This window comes from Microbacterium sp. NPDC090014 (genome assembly GCF_044748285.1).
Lineage (GTDB): Bacteria > Actinomycetota > Actinomycetes > Actinomycetales > Microbacteriaceae > Microbacterium.
The window spans coordinates 427,112-441,241 of record NZ_JBIVFS010000001.1 but is presented as its reverse complement, the minus strand read 5'-3'; the positions used below and the strand labels follow the sequence as shown (position 1 = coordinate 441,241).

At 66.5% G+C, this 14,130-nt stretch carries 12 protein-coding genes; 8 read left to right on the top strand and 4 right to left on the bottom strand.

The window, feature by feature from the left end; genetic code table 11:
• Positions 1 to 783 precede the first annotated feature (783 nt).
• From ACIPV5_RS02135 to ACIPV5_RS02110, 6 genes are all read left to right on the top strand, one after another.
• Complete coding sequence (locus tag ACIPV5_RS02135) at positions 784 to 1,227, top strand: AAA family ATPase (protein ID WP_400339354.1); 444 nt, start codon at positions 784 to 786, stop codon at positions 1,225 to 1,227.
• A gap of 588 nt (positions 1,228 to 1,815) precedes the next feature.
• Positions 1,816 to 2,691, top strand: a complete 876-nt coding sequence (locus tag ACIPV5_RS02130; RefSeq protein ID WP_269464941.1) for a ParA family protein — start codon at positions 1,816 to 1,818, stop codon at positions 2,689 to 2,691.
• Entirely contained in the window at positions 2,691 to 3,659 is a 969-nt protein-coding gene (locus ACIPV5_RS02125) for a ParB/RepB/Spo0J family partition protein (RefSeq protein ID WP_083569415.1), read from the top strand. Before ACIPV5_RS02130 ends, ACIPV5_RS02125 begins: the two co-directional genes overlap by 1 nt.
• Before the next feature lie 61 nt (positions 3,660 to 3,720).
• Positions 3,721 to 5,169 carry a sugar porter family MFS transporter gene (locus ACIPV5_RS02120; protein WP_053098230.1) on the top strand — a complete coding sequence of 483 codons (1,449 nt, stop codon included), beginning with the start codon at positions 3,721 to 3,723 and terminating at the stop codon, positions 5,167 to 5,169.
• Positions 5,170 to 5,178: 9 nt separating this feature from the next.
• A complete protein-coding gene (locus ACIPV5_RS02115) occupies positions 5,179 to 5,514 on the top strand; it encodes a tryptophan synthase subunit alpha (protein ID WP_400339349.1) in 336 nt (111 codons plus the stop codon).
• Between the two features lie 18 nt (positions 5,515 to 5,532).
• Positions 5,533 to 6,051 carry a GrpB family protein gene (locus ACIPV5_RS02110; protein WP_400341232.1) on the top strand — a complete coding sequence of 173 codons (519 nt, stop codon included), beginning with the start codon at positions 5,533 to 5,535 and terminating at the stop codon, positions 6,049 to 6,051.
• Positions 6,052 to 6,141: 90 nt separating this feature from the next.
• On the opposite strand, the gene trxA is transcribed toward ACIPV5_RS02110, so the two are convergent.
• The 4 genes from trxA to ACIPV5_RS02090 all read right to left on the bottom strand — a co-directional run bounded on the left by trxA (position 6,142) and on the right by ACIPV5_RS02090 (position 11,391).
• Positions 6,142 to 6,465 carry a thioredoxin gene (gene trxA, locus ACIPV5_RS02105; protein ID WP_042541543.1) on the bottom strand — a complete coding sequence of 108 codons (324 nt, stop codon included), beginning with the start codon at positions 6,463 to 6,465 and terminating at the stop codon, positions 6,142 to 6,144.
• A gap of 67 nt (positions 6,466 to 6,532) precedes the next feature.
• Positions 6,533 to 7,507, bottom strand: coding sequence for a thioredoxin-disulfide reductase (gene trxB, locus ACIPV5_RS02100; RefSeq protein ID WP_056277582.1), 975 nt, complete (start codon positions 7,505 to 7,507; stop codon positions 6,533 to 6,535).
• Between the two features lie 88 nt (positions 7,508 to 7,595).
• Positions 7,596 to 9,215, bottom strand: a complete 1,620-nt coding sequence (gene murJ / locus ACIPV5_RS02095) for a murein biosynthesis integral membrane protein MurJ (protein ID WP_400339345.1) — start codon at positions 9,213 to 9,215, stop codon at positions 7,596 to 7,598.
• On the bottom strand, positions 9,208 to 11,391 hold the full coding sequence (locus ACIPV5_RS02090; protein WP_400339344.1) for a DUF6049 family protein: 2,184 nt from the start codon (positions 11,389 to 11,391) through the stop codon (positions 9,208 to 9,210). Before ACIPV5_RS02090 ends, murJ begins: the two co-directional genes overlap by 8 nt.
• A 74-nt stretch (positions 11,392 to 11,465) precedes the next feature.
• On the opposite strand from ACIPV5_RS02090, the gene ACIPV5_RS02085 reads away from it, so the two are divergent.
• Both ACIPV5_RS02085 and ACIPV5_RS02080 read left to right on the top strand, forming a co-directional pair.
• The gene (locus ACIPV5_RS02085) at positions 11,466 to 13,022 is read left to right on the top strand and encodes a methyltransferase (RefSeq protein WP_400339341.1); all 1,557 of its coding nucleotides are present in this window, start codon (positions 11,466 to 11,468) and stop codon (positions 13,020 to 13,022) included.
• 40 nt (positions 13,023 to 13,062) lie between these two features.
• Positions 13,063 to 14,118: an LLM class flavin-dependent oxidoreductase gene (locus ACIPV5_RS02080; protein WP_053098225.1), complete on the top strand. Its 1,056-nt coding sequence runs from the start codon at positions 13,063 to 13,065 to the stop codon at positions 14,116 to 14,118.
• Positions 14,119 to 14,130: the final 12 nt, after the last annotated feature.

The window sequence follows — 14,130 nt, the reverse complement described above, 5'->3', positions numbered from 1 at the left end:
CCCAGTTCAGCGGGGTATCCGTGCACCACCCGAGCTCGGCAACTGTGGCCAGGCGGTGGGCATGGCTCGTGCTGAGTTGCCGTCAGTATGACGCAAGGGAAAAGTAGACGGGACTCAGTAGACGAACGTTTCACGTGAAACACCGTGAGTGGTGTTTCACGCTTGCGGTTCCTTGCGGATCGACGCCACGCACTAGATCCTCACCGGACCCAAGGTGGGCGAGCTGACTCTAGAGCGATGCTTGCAGCGAAGAGCGGGGGCGTCGACGCGCGTCGTCCCAGTCCTTGACGAGTGTGCAGCACGCGCACGACGTAATTCTGTCGGGTCCGTCTGAGCAGATGTTTCACGTGAAACACCGCTGAACTCGTGAGGCGATGGGTGGGGCTCGACCTCGAATAGTCGGTCTCACGTGACCACGGCGCTACCCTTCGTCATCCGACTCGGGTCGGCTGTGTGAAGCCGCGCGTGGCGTGCCCGATGCGTCTCTGATGAGTACGTGATCTGCGCGTGGGTGACCCCGAGGTGAGGTTCACTGGTGACACGACCCTGAGGCAATGAGCACAGGCGCTCACGCAGCGGAGCGAAACCCGTCGCGGCTCATGGTTATGCGCCGGCTGGATGCGGCGCATAACCCGAAGCAAGAGTGGGGGCCCGCTACCAATCGGCTAGCCGGAGCAGCTCTGGGCGCGGAGGCAATCGCGTCAGGCTGCACGCGATCCGGGTAGAACGCTCCTGTGACTCACGTCGGCAATGTTCCACGTGAAACATCGATATGGTGAATGCATGGTGCGCATACTCATCACTGGGATGTCCGGCGTCGGCAAGTCCAGCGCGCTGCACGTACTGGGGGAGCGGGGATACTCCGTCGTCGATACCGACTATGGACCGTGGACAACCGAGTCGGGACTGTGGGACGAGGTCTTGATGGGTGCGCTTCTCGGGGAGAGCACTGAAGTCATCGTGTCTGGCACGGTGTCGAATCAGGGTGCCTTCTACGACCGATTCGACCATGTGGTGCTCCTGTCAGCGCCTATTTCGGTGATGCTCGATCGTGTTGGTCGGCGATCTTCGAATCCCTACGGCTCGACGACGGTGCAGCAAGACGAGATTCGCACGAACCTCGAAGCCGTGGAGCCGCTACTGCGGGCGACATGCACGTCCGAGATCGACGCAACTCAACCGCTGACCGCCGTCGTCGACCGGATCGAGCAGCTCCTACGATCTTGATAGAGGCCGAGGTGCGTCAGATGTTTCACGTGAAACTATGCGGCTGTCTACCGTCACCACGGACCTCGGCGCACCGGGGGAGGATCCGGTTCCACGCGATAGTGGTGTGAAGGACGCTGACGAGTTCTGTGCGACCGGTCGGTCTCCCCGAAACGAGGGGCCTCAGCGACGGGGGACTCGTCGAGTCCCGTAAGCCGCTCGTGGACAGCCTCTTTCACAGAGGGCAGGACATCCGTGTGGGCCGAGCACAGAGCCCTCCCCTCTCCTCACGCCCACGAAATGACCGACACGAACTTGTCGCAGGCGCGACAGATGGTGCAGTGCGTGGACGTCGTCCCTCCATGCGTGTACGCCTATCTCCGGTGCGTCAGGACGTTCAACGGCACAATGAACACCCAGGCCAGAAGGCGAAAGTGCCATTCTCTCCGCAACGGCACGTCCGGACGAGGTATCACCGGCCTGCACGACTCAGTAAGGATTCGAGAAGGCAACGTCTGCCGCAGCGATTAGAGTGGAACACGGCCCCGAAAGGAGTGGATGTTTCACGTGAAACAGCCCGAAAAGGCATCACCGAAGGACTCTTTCGGGATGGATACGCCGCTCGCGCGGGAACTCGCCGACCTCTCCGCACGACGCAGAGCACTCGAGACCGTGTCCATCGACTTCGCCGGAGACACCCGCATCCTGACGGTCTCCAACCAGAAGGGCGGCGTAGGTAAGACCACGAGCGCCGTCAATGTCGCCTCTGCACTCGCGGGTCTTGGCGCACGGGTCCTTGTGATCGATCTGGACCCTCAGGGCAACGCCTCGACCGCGCTCGGAGTGCCGCACAACGCCGAGACTCCGAGCGTCTATGACGTCCTGATCGAAGACACCCCGCTCGCCGACATCGTGCAGCAGAGTCCCGAGGACGAGAACCTCTTCTGTGCACCGAGCACCATCCATCTCGCCGGCGCAGAGATCGAACTCGTCGCGCAGGTCGCACGGGAGCATCGACTGCGACGTGCGCTCGAGGAGTATCTCGTCGACAACCGTATGGACTTCGTCATCATCGACTGCCCTCCGTCGCTCGGGCTGCTCACGATCAACGCCTTCACCGCGGCGAACGAGGTCTTCATCCCCATCCAGTGCGAGTACTACGCGCTCGAGGGTCTGAGTCAACTGCTCGGCAGCATCCAGATGATCCAGAAGCACCTGAATCCCGGACTGCACCTCTCCACGATCCTGCTGACGATGTTCGACGGACGCACGCGACTCGCGCAGCAGGTGGCGGACGAGGTCCGCACGCACTTCCCCGAACAGGTGCTCGACACCGTCATCCCGCGTTCTGTGCGGGTGTCGGAGGCACCGAGTTTCGGTCAGACCGTGATCGCCTACGATGGGCAATCCGCCGGCGCCGTCGCGTATCGCGAGGCCGCTGTCGAGATCGCGTCGCGCACGGCGACGCAGAGCAAGGAGAAATGATGGCGAAGCGCACTGGACTGGGTCGGGGCATCGGAGCCCTCATCCCGACGGCTGATCAGTCCGAGCGTCCCGTGGATGTGTTCTTCCCCGGAGCCAATCTGCGCCCGGCGACGGAGCAGACCAGTGACCAGCCCGCAGCAGAAGCCGACCTCGAGGTCGTTCCCGGCATCCACCTCGTCGAGGTCGATCCGCAGAAGATCGTGCCGAACCCGCGTCAGCCGCGCACGCACTTCAACCCCGAAGACCTCGCAGAGCTCGTGCACAGCGTGCGTGAGTTCGGCGTTCTGCAGCCGGTGGTCGTTCGCAAGAACAGCGACGGCGAGTACGAGCTGATCATGGGGGAGCGGCGCACCCGCGCCGCGCGGGAGGCGGGCCTCGAGAAGATCCCGGCGATCGTCCGCGAGACCGCCGACGAAGATCTCCTGCGCGATGCTCTGCTCGAGAACCTGCACCGCTCCGAGCTGAATCCGCTCGAAGAGGCCTCGGCATATCAGCAGCTGCTCGAGGACTTCGGGATCACCCAGGAAGAGCTCGCCACGCGGATCGGTCGGTCGCGCCCTCAGATCAGCAATACGATCCGTCTGCTCAAGCTCCCCGTTCCCGTGCAGCAGCGTGTGGCGGCGGGGGTGCTGACGGCTGGACACGCTCGCGCGATCCTCAGCCTGGAGTCACCCGAGGCCATGCAGCGTCTCGCCGACAAGGTCGTGAACGAGGACCTGTCGGTGCGCGCGACCGAGGTCGCTGCGAAGACGGAGCCGGCAGCACCCGGCCGGACGGCGAAGCCGACTCCGGGCGCTCGACGGGCATACCTCGACGAGGTGGCCGGCAACCTCGGGGATCGCCTCAACACTCGCGTCAAGGTGTCGCTGGGAGCTCGAAAAGGCCAGGTCATCATTGATTTCGCATCGATTCAGGATCTGAACCGCATCCTCGGTGAACTGGGCGAATCGGGGTACGGTCCGGCGTGATTCCGCCGGTCGACCCCTGAGCGGTCGTAGACTCTCGACATCTCGTCGATGAGGGGGAGTCATGTCCGGAGCAGCGAGTCCAGTGAAGTTCCAACGCCGCGTCATCGCGGTGAGTATCGCCGCAGCACTCGGTGGCTTCCTCTTCGGATTCGATACCGCCGTGATCAACGGCGCCGTCGATGCTCTCGCGGGGAACGTCTCGGGCTTCGACCTCGGGGTCGGGCTCAAGGGCTTCGCGGTGTCGTCGGCCCTGATCGGGTGTGCCGTCGGTGCGTGGTTCGCAGGACCGATTGCGAACAAACGCGGGCGAATCCCCGTGATGGTCTTCGCGGCGGCGATGTTCTTCGTCTCCGCCATCGGCTCGGGACTCGCGTTCAGTGTCGTCGACCTCATCATCTGGCGAGTGGTGGGTGGTCTCGGTGTCGGTGCGGCATCCGTCATCGCTCCCGCATACATCGCCGAGGTCTCGCCTGCCCGGGTGCGAGGTCGACTGGGCTCTCTGCAGCAGCTCGCCATCGTCACCGGAATCTTCGCCGCTCTGCTCTCCGACGCGTGGCTGGCGGGCCTCGCGGGTGCCGCAGACCAGCCTCTGTGGGGACTCACCGCCTGGAGATGGATGTTCATCATCGAGGCGGTGCCCGCACTCGTCTACGGGATCATGTCGTTCCGTCTGCCCGAATCGCCGCGATATCTCGTGCGCAAGGGCGATCTGAAAGGCGCGTCCCAGGTGCTCGAGACGGTCACGGGGGCTGTTGACGTCGACGCGAAGATCCAGGAGATCACCAGCACCATCGACACCGAGCGCAAGGAGTCGCTGAGCGACCTGCGGGGCAGTCGTCTGGGGCTCAAGCCGATCGTGTGGGTCGGCATCCTGCTCTCCGTGTTCCAGCAGTTCGTCGGCATCAACGTCATCTTCTACTACTCGACGACACTGTGGCAGTCCGTCGGCTTCGATGAGTCGAGCGCCCTGCTGACCTCCGTCATCACGTCGGTGACGAACATCGTGGTCACCATCATCGCGATCCTGCTGGTCGACAAGGTCGGCCGACGCATCATGCTTCTCGTCGGCTCTGTGGGTATGACGGTGACGCTGGGCCTCATGGCGCTCGCCTTCTCGTTCGGTGAGCTGAACGCCGAGGGCACAGCGACCCTGCCTGACCCGTGGGCGACCGTCGCCCTCATCTGCGCGAACGGCTTCGTGGTCTTCTTCGGTGCCACCTGGGGTCCGCTCGTCTGGGTCCTTCTGGGAGAGATCTTCCCGAACTCGATCCGCGCCGGCGCACTCGCGGTCGCGGCAGCAGCCCAGTGGGCAGCGAACTTCTTCATCTCGACCACCTTCCCTGTGTTCGCCGAGATCGGCCTCACATTCGCCTACGGCTTCTACGCGTTCTTCGCGCTGCTGTCGTTCTTCTTCGTGTACTTCAAGGTGCCCGAGACCAAGGGTCGCGAGCTTGAGGAGATGACGGACGAGCTGAAGGTGGAGCGCCGGGGCACCCGCAGGGCGACGTAGGCTGGAAGCATGACCGAGTCAGTTCCGCGCCGCGCCAGCCTCGAAGTGCTGAGAGCAGAAGCGTCGGACGAACTCGCCGTACTGATCCAGGAGAGGCTCCTCGGCGGGGAAGATCCGTGGGAGTTCATGGAGGAGCTGCCGAGCGTCGATGAGCTCGTCGTCTACCTGCTGCGAGCCGACAACATCACCGCGAACGACGGTGTGCGACCGAACGCGGCTCGGCACTACCGGGTGCTGCGTCAGATCGCGCTGGAGTACCCCGAGCTCACGCCGGCGGTCTGGGGCCTTCTCAACGAGAAGCAGCGGCACCGACGCTGGGACCCGTCCGTGGCCGACGCCTCCTAGGCTCCCACCGTGCCGCGGATGCTCGTCTCCTACGACCCGGAGTGGCCGAAGCAGTTCGAGGCGTTCGCCGCTGAGATTCAGACGGTCGCGGACGCGGAGTGGCTGATCGAGCACATCGGATCGACGGCGATCCCTGGCATGCGCGCGAAGCCGATCATCGACCTGGCCGTCCGCATCGTCGATCGCAGCGACTTCGACGCGCGCACGCCCGCTCTGGAAGCCGCAGGATGGCGCCTGGGCAGCGCTGTGCGCACGCACCCGGTCATGATCCGCGAATCTGACGGCGTACGGATCGCGATCGCGCACTTCTTCGTCGAGGAGGAGTGGGATGCGGTGCACCAGCGCATCCTGCGGGACTGGCTTCTGGAGCATCCGGAGGATGCCGATCGCTACGCGCATGCGAAGTGCGACGCCGTCGCCGCTCAGGCGAGGGGGAGGACGACCTACAACACCGCGAAGTCGCCCATCATCCAGGAGCTCGTCGACCGCGCTCGCGCGTCTCGAGGACTTCCTCCGGTGCGGATCTCCGACAAGTAGTCGGCTCTCGTCTCAGAGATGGGGACGGAAGCGGCTGGGTACGAGAAAGGGCCGCCACCCGGAGGGGTGACGGCCCTGAAGACTGCAGGATCAGCCGATGAAAGCCGCGAGGTCCTGCTCGAGGGCCGGCTTCGGCTTGGCGCCGATGATGGTCGTCTTGACCTCACCGCCCTGGAACACCTTCATCGCGGGGATCGAGGTGATCTGGTACTTCATCGCCAGCTGCGGGTTCTCGTCCACGTTCAGCTTGAGGATGGTGATCTTGTCGGGGTTGTCCGCCTGGATCTGGTCCAGAACGGGGGCGACCATACGACACGGTCCGCACCACTCGGCCCAGAAGTCCACGAGGACGGGACCTTCGGCCTGCAGAACGTCCTGCTCCCAGGTCGCCTGGCTCGTAGCCTTTGCACTCATCAGAGTTCTCCTTGATTCGAGGTTCGCCTGCTACAACAGCGGGCGAGGTGAAAGTGTTCCCGTCCGCTCAGGCGGTGATGATCTCAGCGGCTTCGGCGGCCGGGAACTCGACCGAGGCGTCTTCGAGGTCCGCCAGGAAGTGCTCGGCGTCGAGAGCGGCGACCGTGCCCGAGCCAGCGGCCGTGATGGCCTGACGGTAGGTGGGGTCGATCACGTCGCCGGCGGCGAACACACCGGGGACCGAGGTGACGGACGAACGGCCGTCGACCCAGATGGTGCCCTCGGCGGTCAGCTCGAGCTTGTCGTGCACGAGGTGCGTGCGCGGGTCGTTGCCGATCGCGATGAACAGGCCGTCGAGCGCGAGGTCGCTCAGCGTGCCGTCGACCGTGTTGCGCAGCTGCACGCCCGTGACGGAGTCGCCACCGAGGATCTCGGCGACCTCGCTGTTCCACACGAACTCGATCTTCTCGTTCGCGAAGGCCCGCTCCTGCATGATCTTCGAGGCGCGCAGGGTGTCCTTGCGGTGGATGACGTAGACCTTCTCGGCGAAGCGGGTGAGGAACGTGGCCTCTTCCATCGCCGAGTCGCCGCCGCCGACGACGGCGATCGTCTTCTCGCGGAAGAAGAAGCCGTCGCAGGTGGCGCACCACGAGACGCCGTAGCCCGACAGGCGCTCTTCGCCCTCGATGCCGAGCTTGCGATAGGCGGAGCCGGTCGCGTAGATCAGCGACTGGGCCTCGTGCACCGTCCCGCTGCCGAGGGTGACCTTCTTGACGGGGCCGGCGAGGTCGAGCTCGGTGACGTCGTCGTAGACGACCTCGGTGCCGAACTTCTCAGCCTGCTCCTGGAACTTCGCCATGAGCTCGGGGCCCTGGATCCCCTCGGGGAAGCCGGGGTAGTTCTCGACCTCGGTGGTGTTCATCAGCTCTCCGCCGACCTCGACCGTGCTCGCGATGAGCAGCGGCTTGAGGTTCGCGCGCGCCGCGTAGATGGCGGCGGTGAATCCGGCGGGACCGGAACCGATGATGATGACCTGACGCATGTGCTCTCCGTCGTAGATGCTGAGACGCCGAAAGACGTTCGACTGCTTCAACCAATGGTAACCGCGCGACATTCCCGCGCGAGGGGGCTCAGCGGCCCGGCAGGAAACGCCGCAGCATGCCGCTCGCGACCTTGAGCTCCGGAGCGCGCAGGACAGCCAGGATGCCGATGTAGACGACCACGACGGCGAGGCCGATGATGCAGGTGCCGATGGCTCCCTGGATCTTGTCGGACGTGGTCCACCCGGTCGGGCCGCCGAGCAGGAGGAAGACGCCCCACCCAGCGAACCCGGCAGGAACGGCAGCGACGGCGTAGCGGACGACAGCGGTCATCCAGGTGCGGATCTGGAGTCCGCCGATCTTGCGGTGCAGCAGCCAGCTGGCCACGATCATCTGCAGGGTGCTCGCGATCGACTGGCCCAGCGCGATGGCTGCGGCCAGCATGGTCACCTCGATGATCTCGGCGGCGAGCAGCCACTGCGCGACCAGAGCGGTGACGACCACGAGACAGCACTGGAACAGCGTGAACCAGAAGGGCGTGCGGGTGTCGCCGTAGGCGTAGAAGGTGCGTTGCACGATGAAGAGGATCGTCAGCGGAACCAGGCACACGAGGAAGGCGAGCAGCACCAGCGCCGCTTCTTCGGCGTGCGACGCCTGATTGGTGAAGACTCGCGACGCCGGAATCGCTGCCGCGGCGACCGCGGCGACGGCGACGGCGATGAAGAAGAGCAGGGTGCGGATGCTCTGGGCGATGTCTGCGCGGACCTCGGCATGTCTGCCGGCCGCCGCGTGCTCGCTGATCTGCGTGAAGTAGGGCGTGCCGATCGACAGCACGATGATCGAGTACGGGAGCATGAAGATCAGCCAGGCGTACTGGAAGGTGGCGACGGACGCGCCTCGTCCGGAGGCTTCGGTGAGGATCTGGGTCTGCACGAGTCCGGCGCCGAGGCTCGTCAGCGCCATGAGGAACGTCCATCCGGCGAGCCGTCCGACGTTGCCGAGTCCGACGCCGCGCCAACGGAAGTCGGGGCGGAGCGCGAGACCCGTGCGGCGCCAGAAGATCAGCAGGATCGCGGCCTGGATCACGATGCCGAGCGTGGCCGTTCCACCGAGAGCGGCGATCATCTCGGGAGTCCAGTCGGAGACGCGGGTGAGCGGGCCGCCGAACAGCGCGCCCACGACGAGGAAGCCTGCGATCGACACGATGTTGTTGACGACCGGCGCCCAGGTGAAGGGCCCGAAGATCCGCCGTGCGTTGAGCGCCTCGCCCAGCAGCGCGTAGAGCCCGTAGAAGAGGATCTGCGGCATGCACCAGTACGCGAACGCCGTCGCGAGCGCGAGGAACTCCGCGGAACCCTCCTTGCCGGCGTAGAGCCACACGAGCCAGGGCGCGGCGATCGTGGCGATACCCGTGATGACGACCAGCACGACGGTGCCGAGCGTGAAGAGCTTCGAGATGAAGGCGTTGCCGCCGTCGGCATCCGCTGTCGCCTTGACGATCTGCGGGATGATCACCGCCGTCAGCACGCCCACCGAGATGAGCGAGAAGACGTTGTTCGGCAGTTGATTCGCGATCGCGAAGGCGTCTGCGGCGCCCGCACCGACCGAGCCGATCACGCCGACGAGGACGATGGTTCGCAGAAGCCCGGTGACGCGCGAGATGAGCGTTCCGGCCCCGATCAGTGCGCTGGCGCGGCCGAGACTACTCATTCAGCTCCTCGACGGCATCCGGTGAGGAGGTCGCCTGTTCTTCGTCGCCGGCGAGGGCTTCACGCCGCCGGCGTCGGACGGTGCGGATGATGCCGAGACCGAGCAGCAGCACGATCAGACCGCCGAATGCGGCGAGCCCGATGGTCTCCCATTCGGCCCGCACCGAGACGCGCACGCGCTCGGGCTGGCTGATCGGCACACCGGTGGGGCTCGAGAGCGACAGCGTCAGGGTGACCTCGCCACTGCCCACTCGGGCCGACACGGGGACCTTCACCCTCGTCGTCGTGCCGGGCTGGATCGTCCACGGCGTGACGGACTGCACCTCGAGGCGCGGATCGCTCGGCTTCACTGTGAGCTCGATGTTCACCGGCCACGGCAGGTCGTTGCGCACCGAGAACGGGAGGTCGGCGTTGGCGGAGAGCAGCTGGATGGTGCTCGCCGGAGGGATGTCGACCGCGTTCAGCGTCTCGGTCGTCTGCTCGTTCACGTCGGCGACGGCCTCTGAGAAGCCCTTGTCCGTCAGGCCGACCGCGGTCGCCCGCATGATCTGGATGCGCTTGGGGCTCAGCAGAAGCTGGCTGTCGTCGAGGATCGTGGAGAACTCGCCGAGCACGACCTCGCTGTCGAGCATCCCCTGCAGGGCCGTGGCTCGTGCCGGGTTGGGCTCGGTCGAGAGGGTCGACGGTGTCGCCGGGATCGCGAGGACCTCGGAGAGACCGAACCCGAGGGAGTCGACCGATGAGACGGCCTCTCTGAGCGCATCAGCGGTGCGGGTCTCGTCGCGGTCGAGTCCGATCAGAAGCGGCGTCGTCGGACTCGCCTGAGCTGACAGGGCGAGATAAGCGCTCGCCTCGGCCAGCGACTGCTGACGGGCGGCGTCGTCGGCTTCGCTCGCCGCCTGCGACAGAGCATCCGATGCGGCATCCACGGCGACCAGCACGCTGTGCGAATCGATCGCGGCGTGCGCGCCGACCGCACCGCCGACCGCTGCAGAGGAGAGGACAGTGACCGCGCCGCCGCTCAGGTAGGTCGAGAACGTGTCGAGATCGGCGGCGGAGACATCGCTGCGGGGCCACAGAATGCCGGGGGTCGACCCCTCGACGGCCATGAGCTGTGCGTCGTCGGGCAGCACCGGACCGTCGGTGGGCTGAGGGCTCGGCTCATCACTCGGTGTCGGCACGGGAGTCGGTGCGCTGCCATCCGTCGGCAGCGAGGCGGGAGTCGGCGCGGGAGTCGCGGTGGGGGTCTCGTCCGGAGGCTCGGTGAAGCTGCTGAGGGTGAGGAACGGCGCGAGCGTCGTGGGCTGCAGCAGTCCCGGAAGACCCGCCTGCGCCTGTGTGGTGGCGTCGGCATCGCCGAACTGCAGAGAGAACCGCTCGTTGGGCAGAGCGTCGAGAAGTCGCAGCCACTCGCGCGCGCTCTGCGGCGCCGAAGAGCCGAGCACGCGGATGGCGGCGGGGATCGCCGGGTCGATCGCCAGGGTCGCGGACGTCCCTCGGACACCCTCGATCGTCGCGGTGAGTGCGCCGTCGGGCGCGGTGAGAGCGCTGAGCTCGTCCGCGGTGAGAAGGGCGCCGTCGGAGGGCGTCGCCGTGATCGGCACCATCACGGCGACGGGCGGATTCGCAGCAGCGGTCACCACGAGCACGGATGTCGACGTCACCGTTCGCGCGGCATCCTGACCCTCGTTCTGCGCTCCGCTGAGCGTCGCGCGCAGCGGGTACACACCCGGTGCGAGGTCGCCGAGAACTTCGGGAGGCAGGAAGAGGCTCGTGGTCGCGGAGCTCTCGGCGTCGACCGGTGCGACGGTGTCGGTTCCGAGCTGGTCGAAACCCCCTGTGGCGTCGGAGTCATTCAGCCACGTCGTGACCGAGGCTTCGTCCGCGAGCGGAGTGCGGTTGATCTCCAGAGTGACTCGTCCGGCGGAGAGTTCGGACTTCGCGTCGTTCTGCACGGTGATCGAGGCCGTCGTCGCTGTGCCAGGGGCGACCGTTCCGCGCACCCCCGCCGACAACAGGAGCTCGACGGAGGACGCCTCTGACTCGTCATCGGCGGCTGCGACCGCGCTGCCTGCGCCCGTGCTGACCAGGCCGAGTACGATCGCCGAGATGACGGACCCGCGCGCCAGGCGCTGCAGGCGCGTGCGGAGGCCGTTCTCGAAGATGGTCGCGGTCATGAAGGTCTTCCTCGAACGCCGGGATCCCAGGCTGCTCGTGAGTGGTGACCTTGTGATTCTAGGCCGCTGGCTGAATGAGAACCCTGAAGACGCGTAGAGTGACGGCCGTGTCCGACACCCTCGCCCCCACGCCCGATCCGCTCCGCAGCACCGCGCTCGCCGCAGATCTCGACGCCGCGGATCTCCGCTCGGAGCCGCTCCGTCGCCTGTGGGGCGAGGAGGAGGACGACGCGCTGGCCAGAGGCATGCGCGAGCCGATCCTGCGCGCGATCGCCGGTGACGACGGTGTGCTCGCGACCCTCGGCAGGCTGCTGGTGCTCGGGATGCCGCAGCCGATCGCCGCGGTGACGACGGCTCTCCCGAGACTCGGAGCGGACGGCCTCGTGGCCCTCGGCCTCGCGAGGATCGAGGGCGACGAGGTGATCCCCACTGCGCTGCTGCGTCCCCAGTCGTTCGTCGACGCCGACGGGATCGGCGAATGGTGGATCGCCAGCGATCTCGACGAGGTGGCGCTCGACGGCGCGCTGCCCGCGGATCACGTGCTCGGAGTCGGCGGCGCCTCCCGCACGCTGGCCGAGGTCATCATGCCGATCGAGGTCGACCGTGCCCTCGATCTCGGCACCGGATGCGGCATCCAGGCACTGCTCGTCGCTCGTCACGCAGGATCCGTCGTCGCCACGGACATCTCGGCGCGAGCGCTCGCCTATGCCGAGTTGAACGCCCAGCTGAACGGCGTCTCGAACATCGAGTTCAGATCGGGCAGCATGTTCGAGCCGGTCGGGGGAGAGGCGTTCGACCTGATCGTGTCGAACCCGCCCTTCGTGATCACCCCGCGCGCGGAAGGGGTCCCCGAGTACGAGTATCGCGACGGGGGACTCGTCGGTGACGCGCTCGTCGAGCAGTTCCTCCGTGCGGTTCCGTCTTTCCTGACCCCGGGAGGCGTGGCACAGCTGCTCGGCAACTGGGAGTCGCGCGGTGGCCAGGCATCGCTGAGTGGACGCGCGGGTCTCGATCGCCTCTCGTCGTGGGTTCCTGGCGACCTCGATCTGTGGGTCATCCAGCGCGAAGAGCTGTCGCCGCTGGGCTACGCAGAGCTGTGGATCCGCGACGGAGGCACGACGCCCCGCGATGCCGCGTTCACCCCGCTGCTCACCGCATGGCTCGATGACTTCGCCGCGCGTGGCGTCACCGCCGTCGGATTCGGCTACATCCTGGTGCGGCGGCCGGCAGGCGGCGGAGCGCCCCTGCGTCGTCTCGAGCGCGTCGCACAGCCCGTCTCGAACGTGGGCGGGGCGCTGCGTTCGGGTCTCGCGGCGCACGACGTGCTCGCAGAAGGACTGCCTACGACGCTGATCGTCGCTCCGGATGTCACCGAGGCACGACATCTGCTTCCGGGCAACGACGATCCGAGCATCATCGAACTGCGTCAGGGCGGTGGCTTCGCACGGACCATCGCGGTCGACCCGGCGCTCGCCGCTCTCGTCGGGGCCTGCGACGGCGAGCTCACGGTGATGCAGATCGTCGCAGCTCTGGCCGACCTGTTCGAGGTGCCGCTCGTCGACCTGTGGGCCGACCTCGAGCCCCGCATCCGCCAGCTCGTGCTCGACGGTCTGCTGATCCCGGGGGAGTGATGCAGGAATACCCGCTCGCATATATGCGTTCGAATACACCATGAAGGCTTTCGGATTCCTCTCCTTCGGGCACTATGCAGACGTGCCCGGTTCGGCGACCCGCACCGCGGGGGACATGCTGAAGCAGACCATCGAGATCGCGGAGGGTGCCGACGAGATCGGCGTGAACGGCGCCTCTGTGCGCGTGCACCACTGGGCTCGCCAGGCGGCGTCGCCCATGCCGCTGCTGTCAGCCATGGCTGCGCGTACGAAGCGCATCGAGGTCGGCACCGGCGTGATCGACATGAGGTACGAGAACCCGTTCCAGTTCGCTGAGGAGGCGGCGGCACTCGACCTGATCGCCGACGGTCGCATCGCGCTCGGCGTGAGCCGCGGGTCACCCGAGACGGCGCTGCGCGGATACGAGACCTTCGGCTTCCACGACGAGGAGGACCCCGAGCGCGGCAGTGTCATCGCTCGCGAGAAGTTCGACCTCTTCCTCCGTGCGATCGACGGCGAGGGTCTCGCCCCCGGCGACCCCCGCATGGTGGGAGCCGGCCGATACCTCGCGATCGAGCCCCAGTCGCCCACCCTGCGCGACCACATCTGGTGGGGCTCGGGTTCCCGCGCCACCGCGGAGGAGACCGGCCGCAAGGGTCTCAACATGATGAGTTCGACCCTGCTCACCGAGGCGACCGGTGTGCCGTTCCATCAGCTGCAGCGCGAGCAGATCGACCTGTTCCGTTCCGCCTACAAGGAGGCAGGACACACCGGAGCACCTCGCGTCTCGGTGAGCCGCAGCGTGTTCCCGCTCGTCTCGGACATGGACAGGGCGTACTTCGGTCTGCGCAGCGAGGAGAACGCCGACCAGATCGGCATCATCGACGGCTTCCGCTCGACGTTCGGCAAGACGTATGCGGCCGAGCCCGACGTGCTGATCCAGCAGCTCTTGGCTGACGAGGCCGTCATGTCGGCAGACACTCTGTTGCTGACGATCCCGAACCAGCTGGGCCCGGCATACAACCTCCACGTGCTCGAGGCGTTCGCGACCCATGTCGCCCCGGCGCTCGGCTGGAAGCCGAACACCGAGGGTCCCGTGCAGGGAGATCCGGTCTGACGATCGACCGCA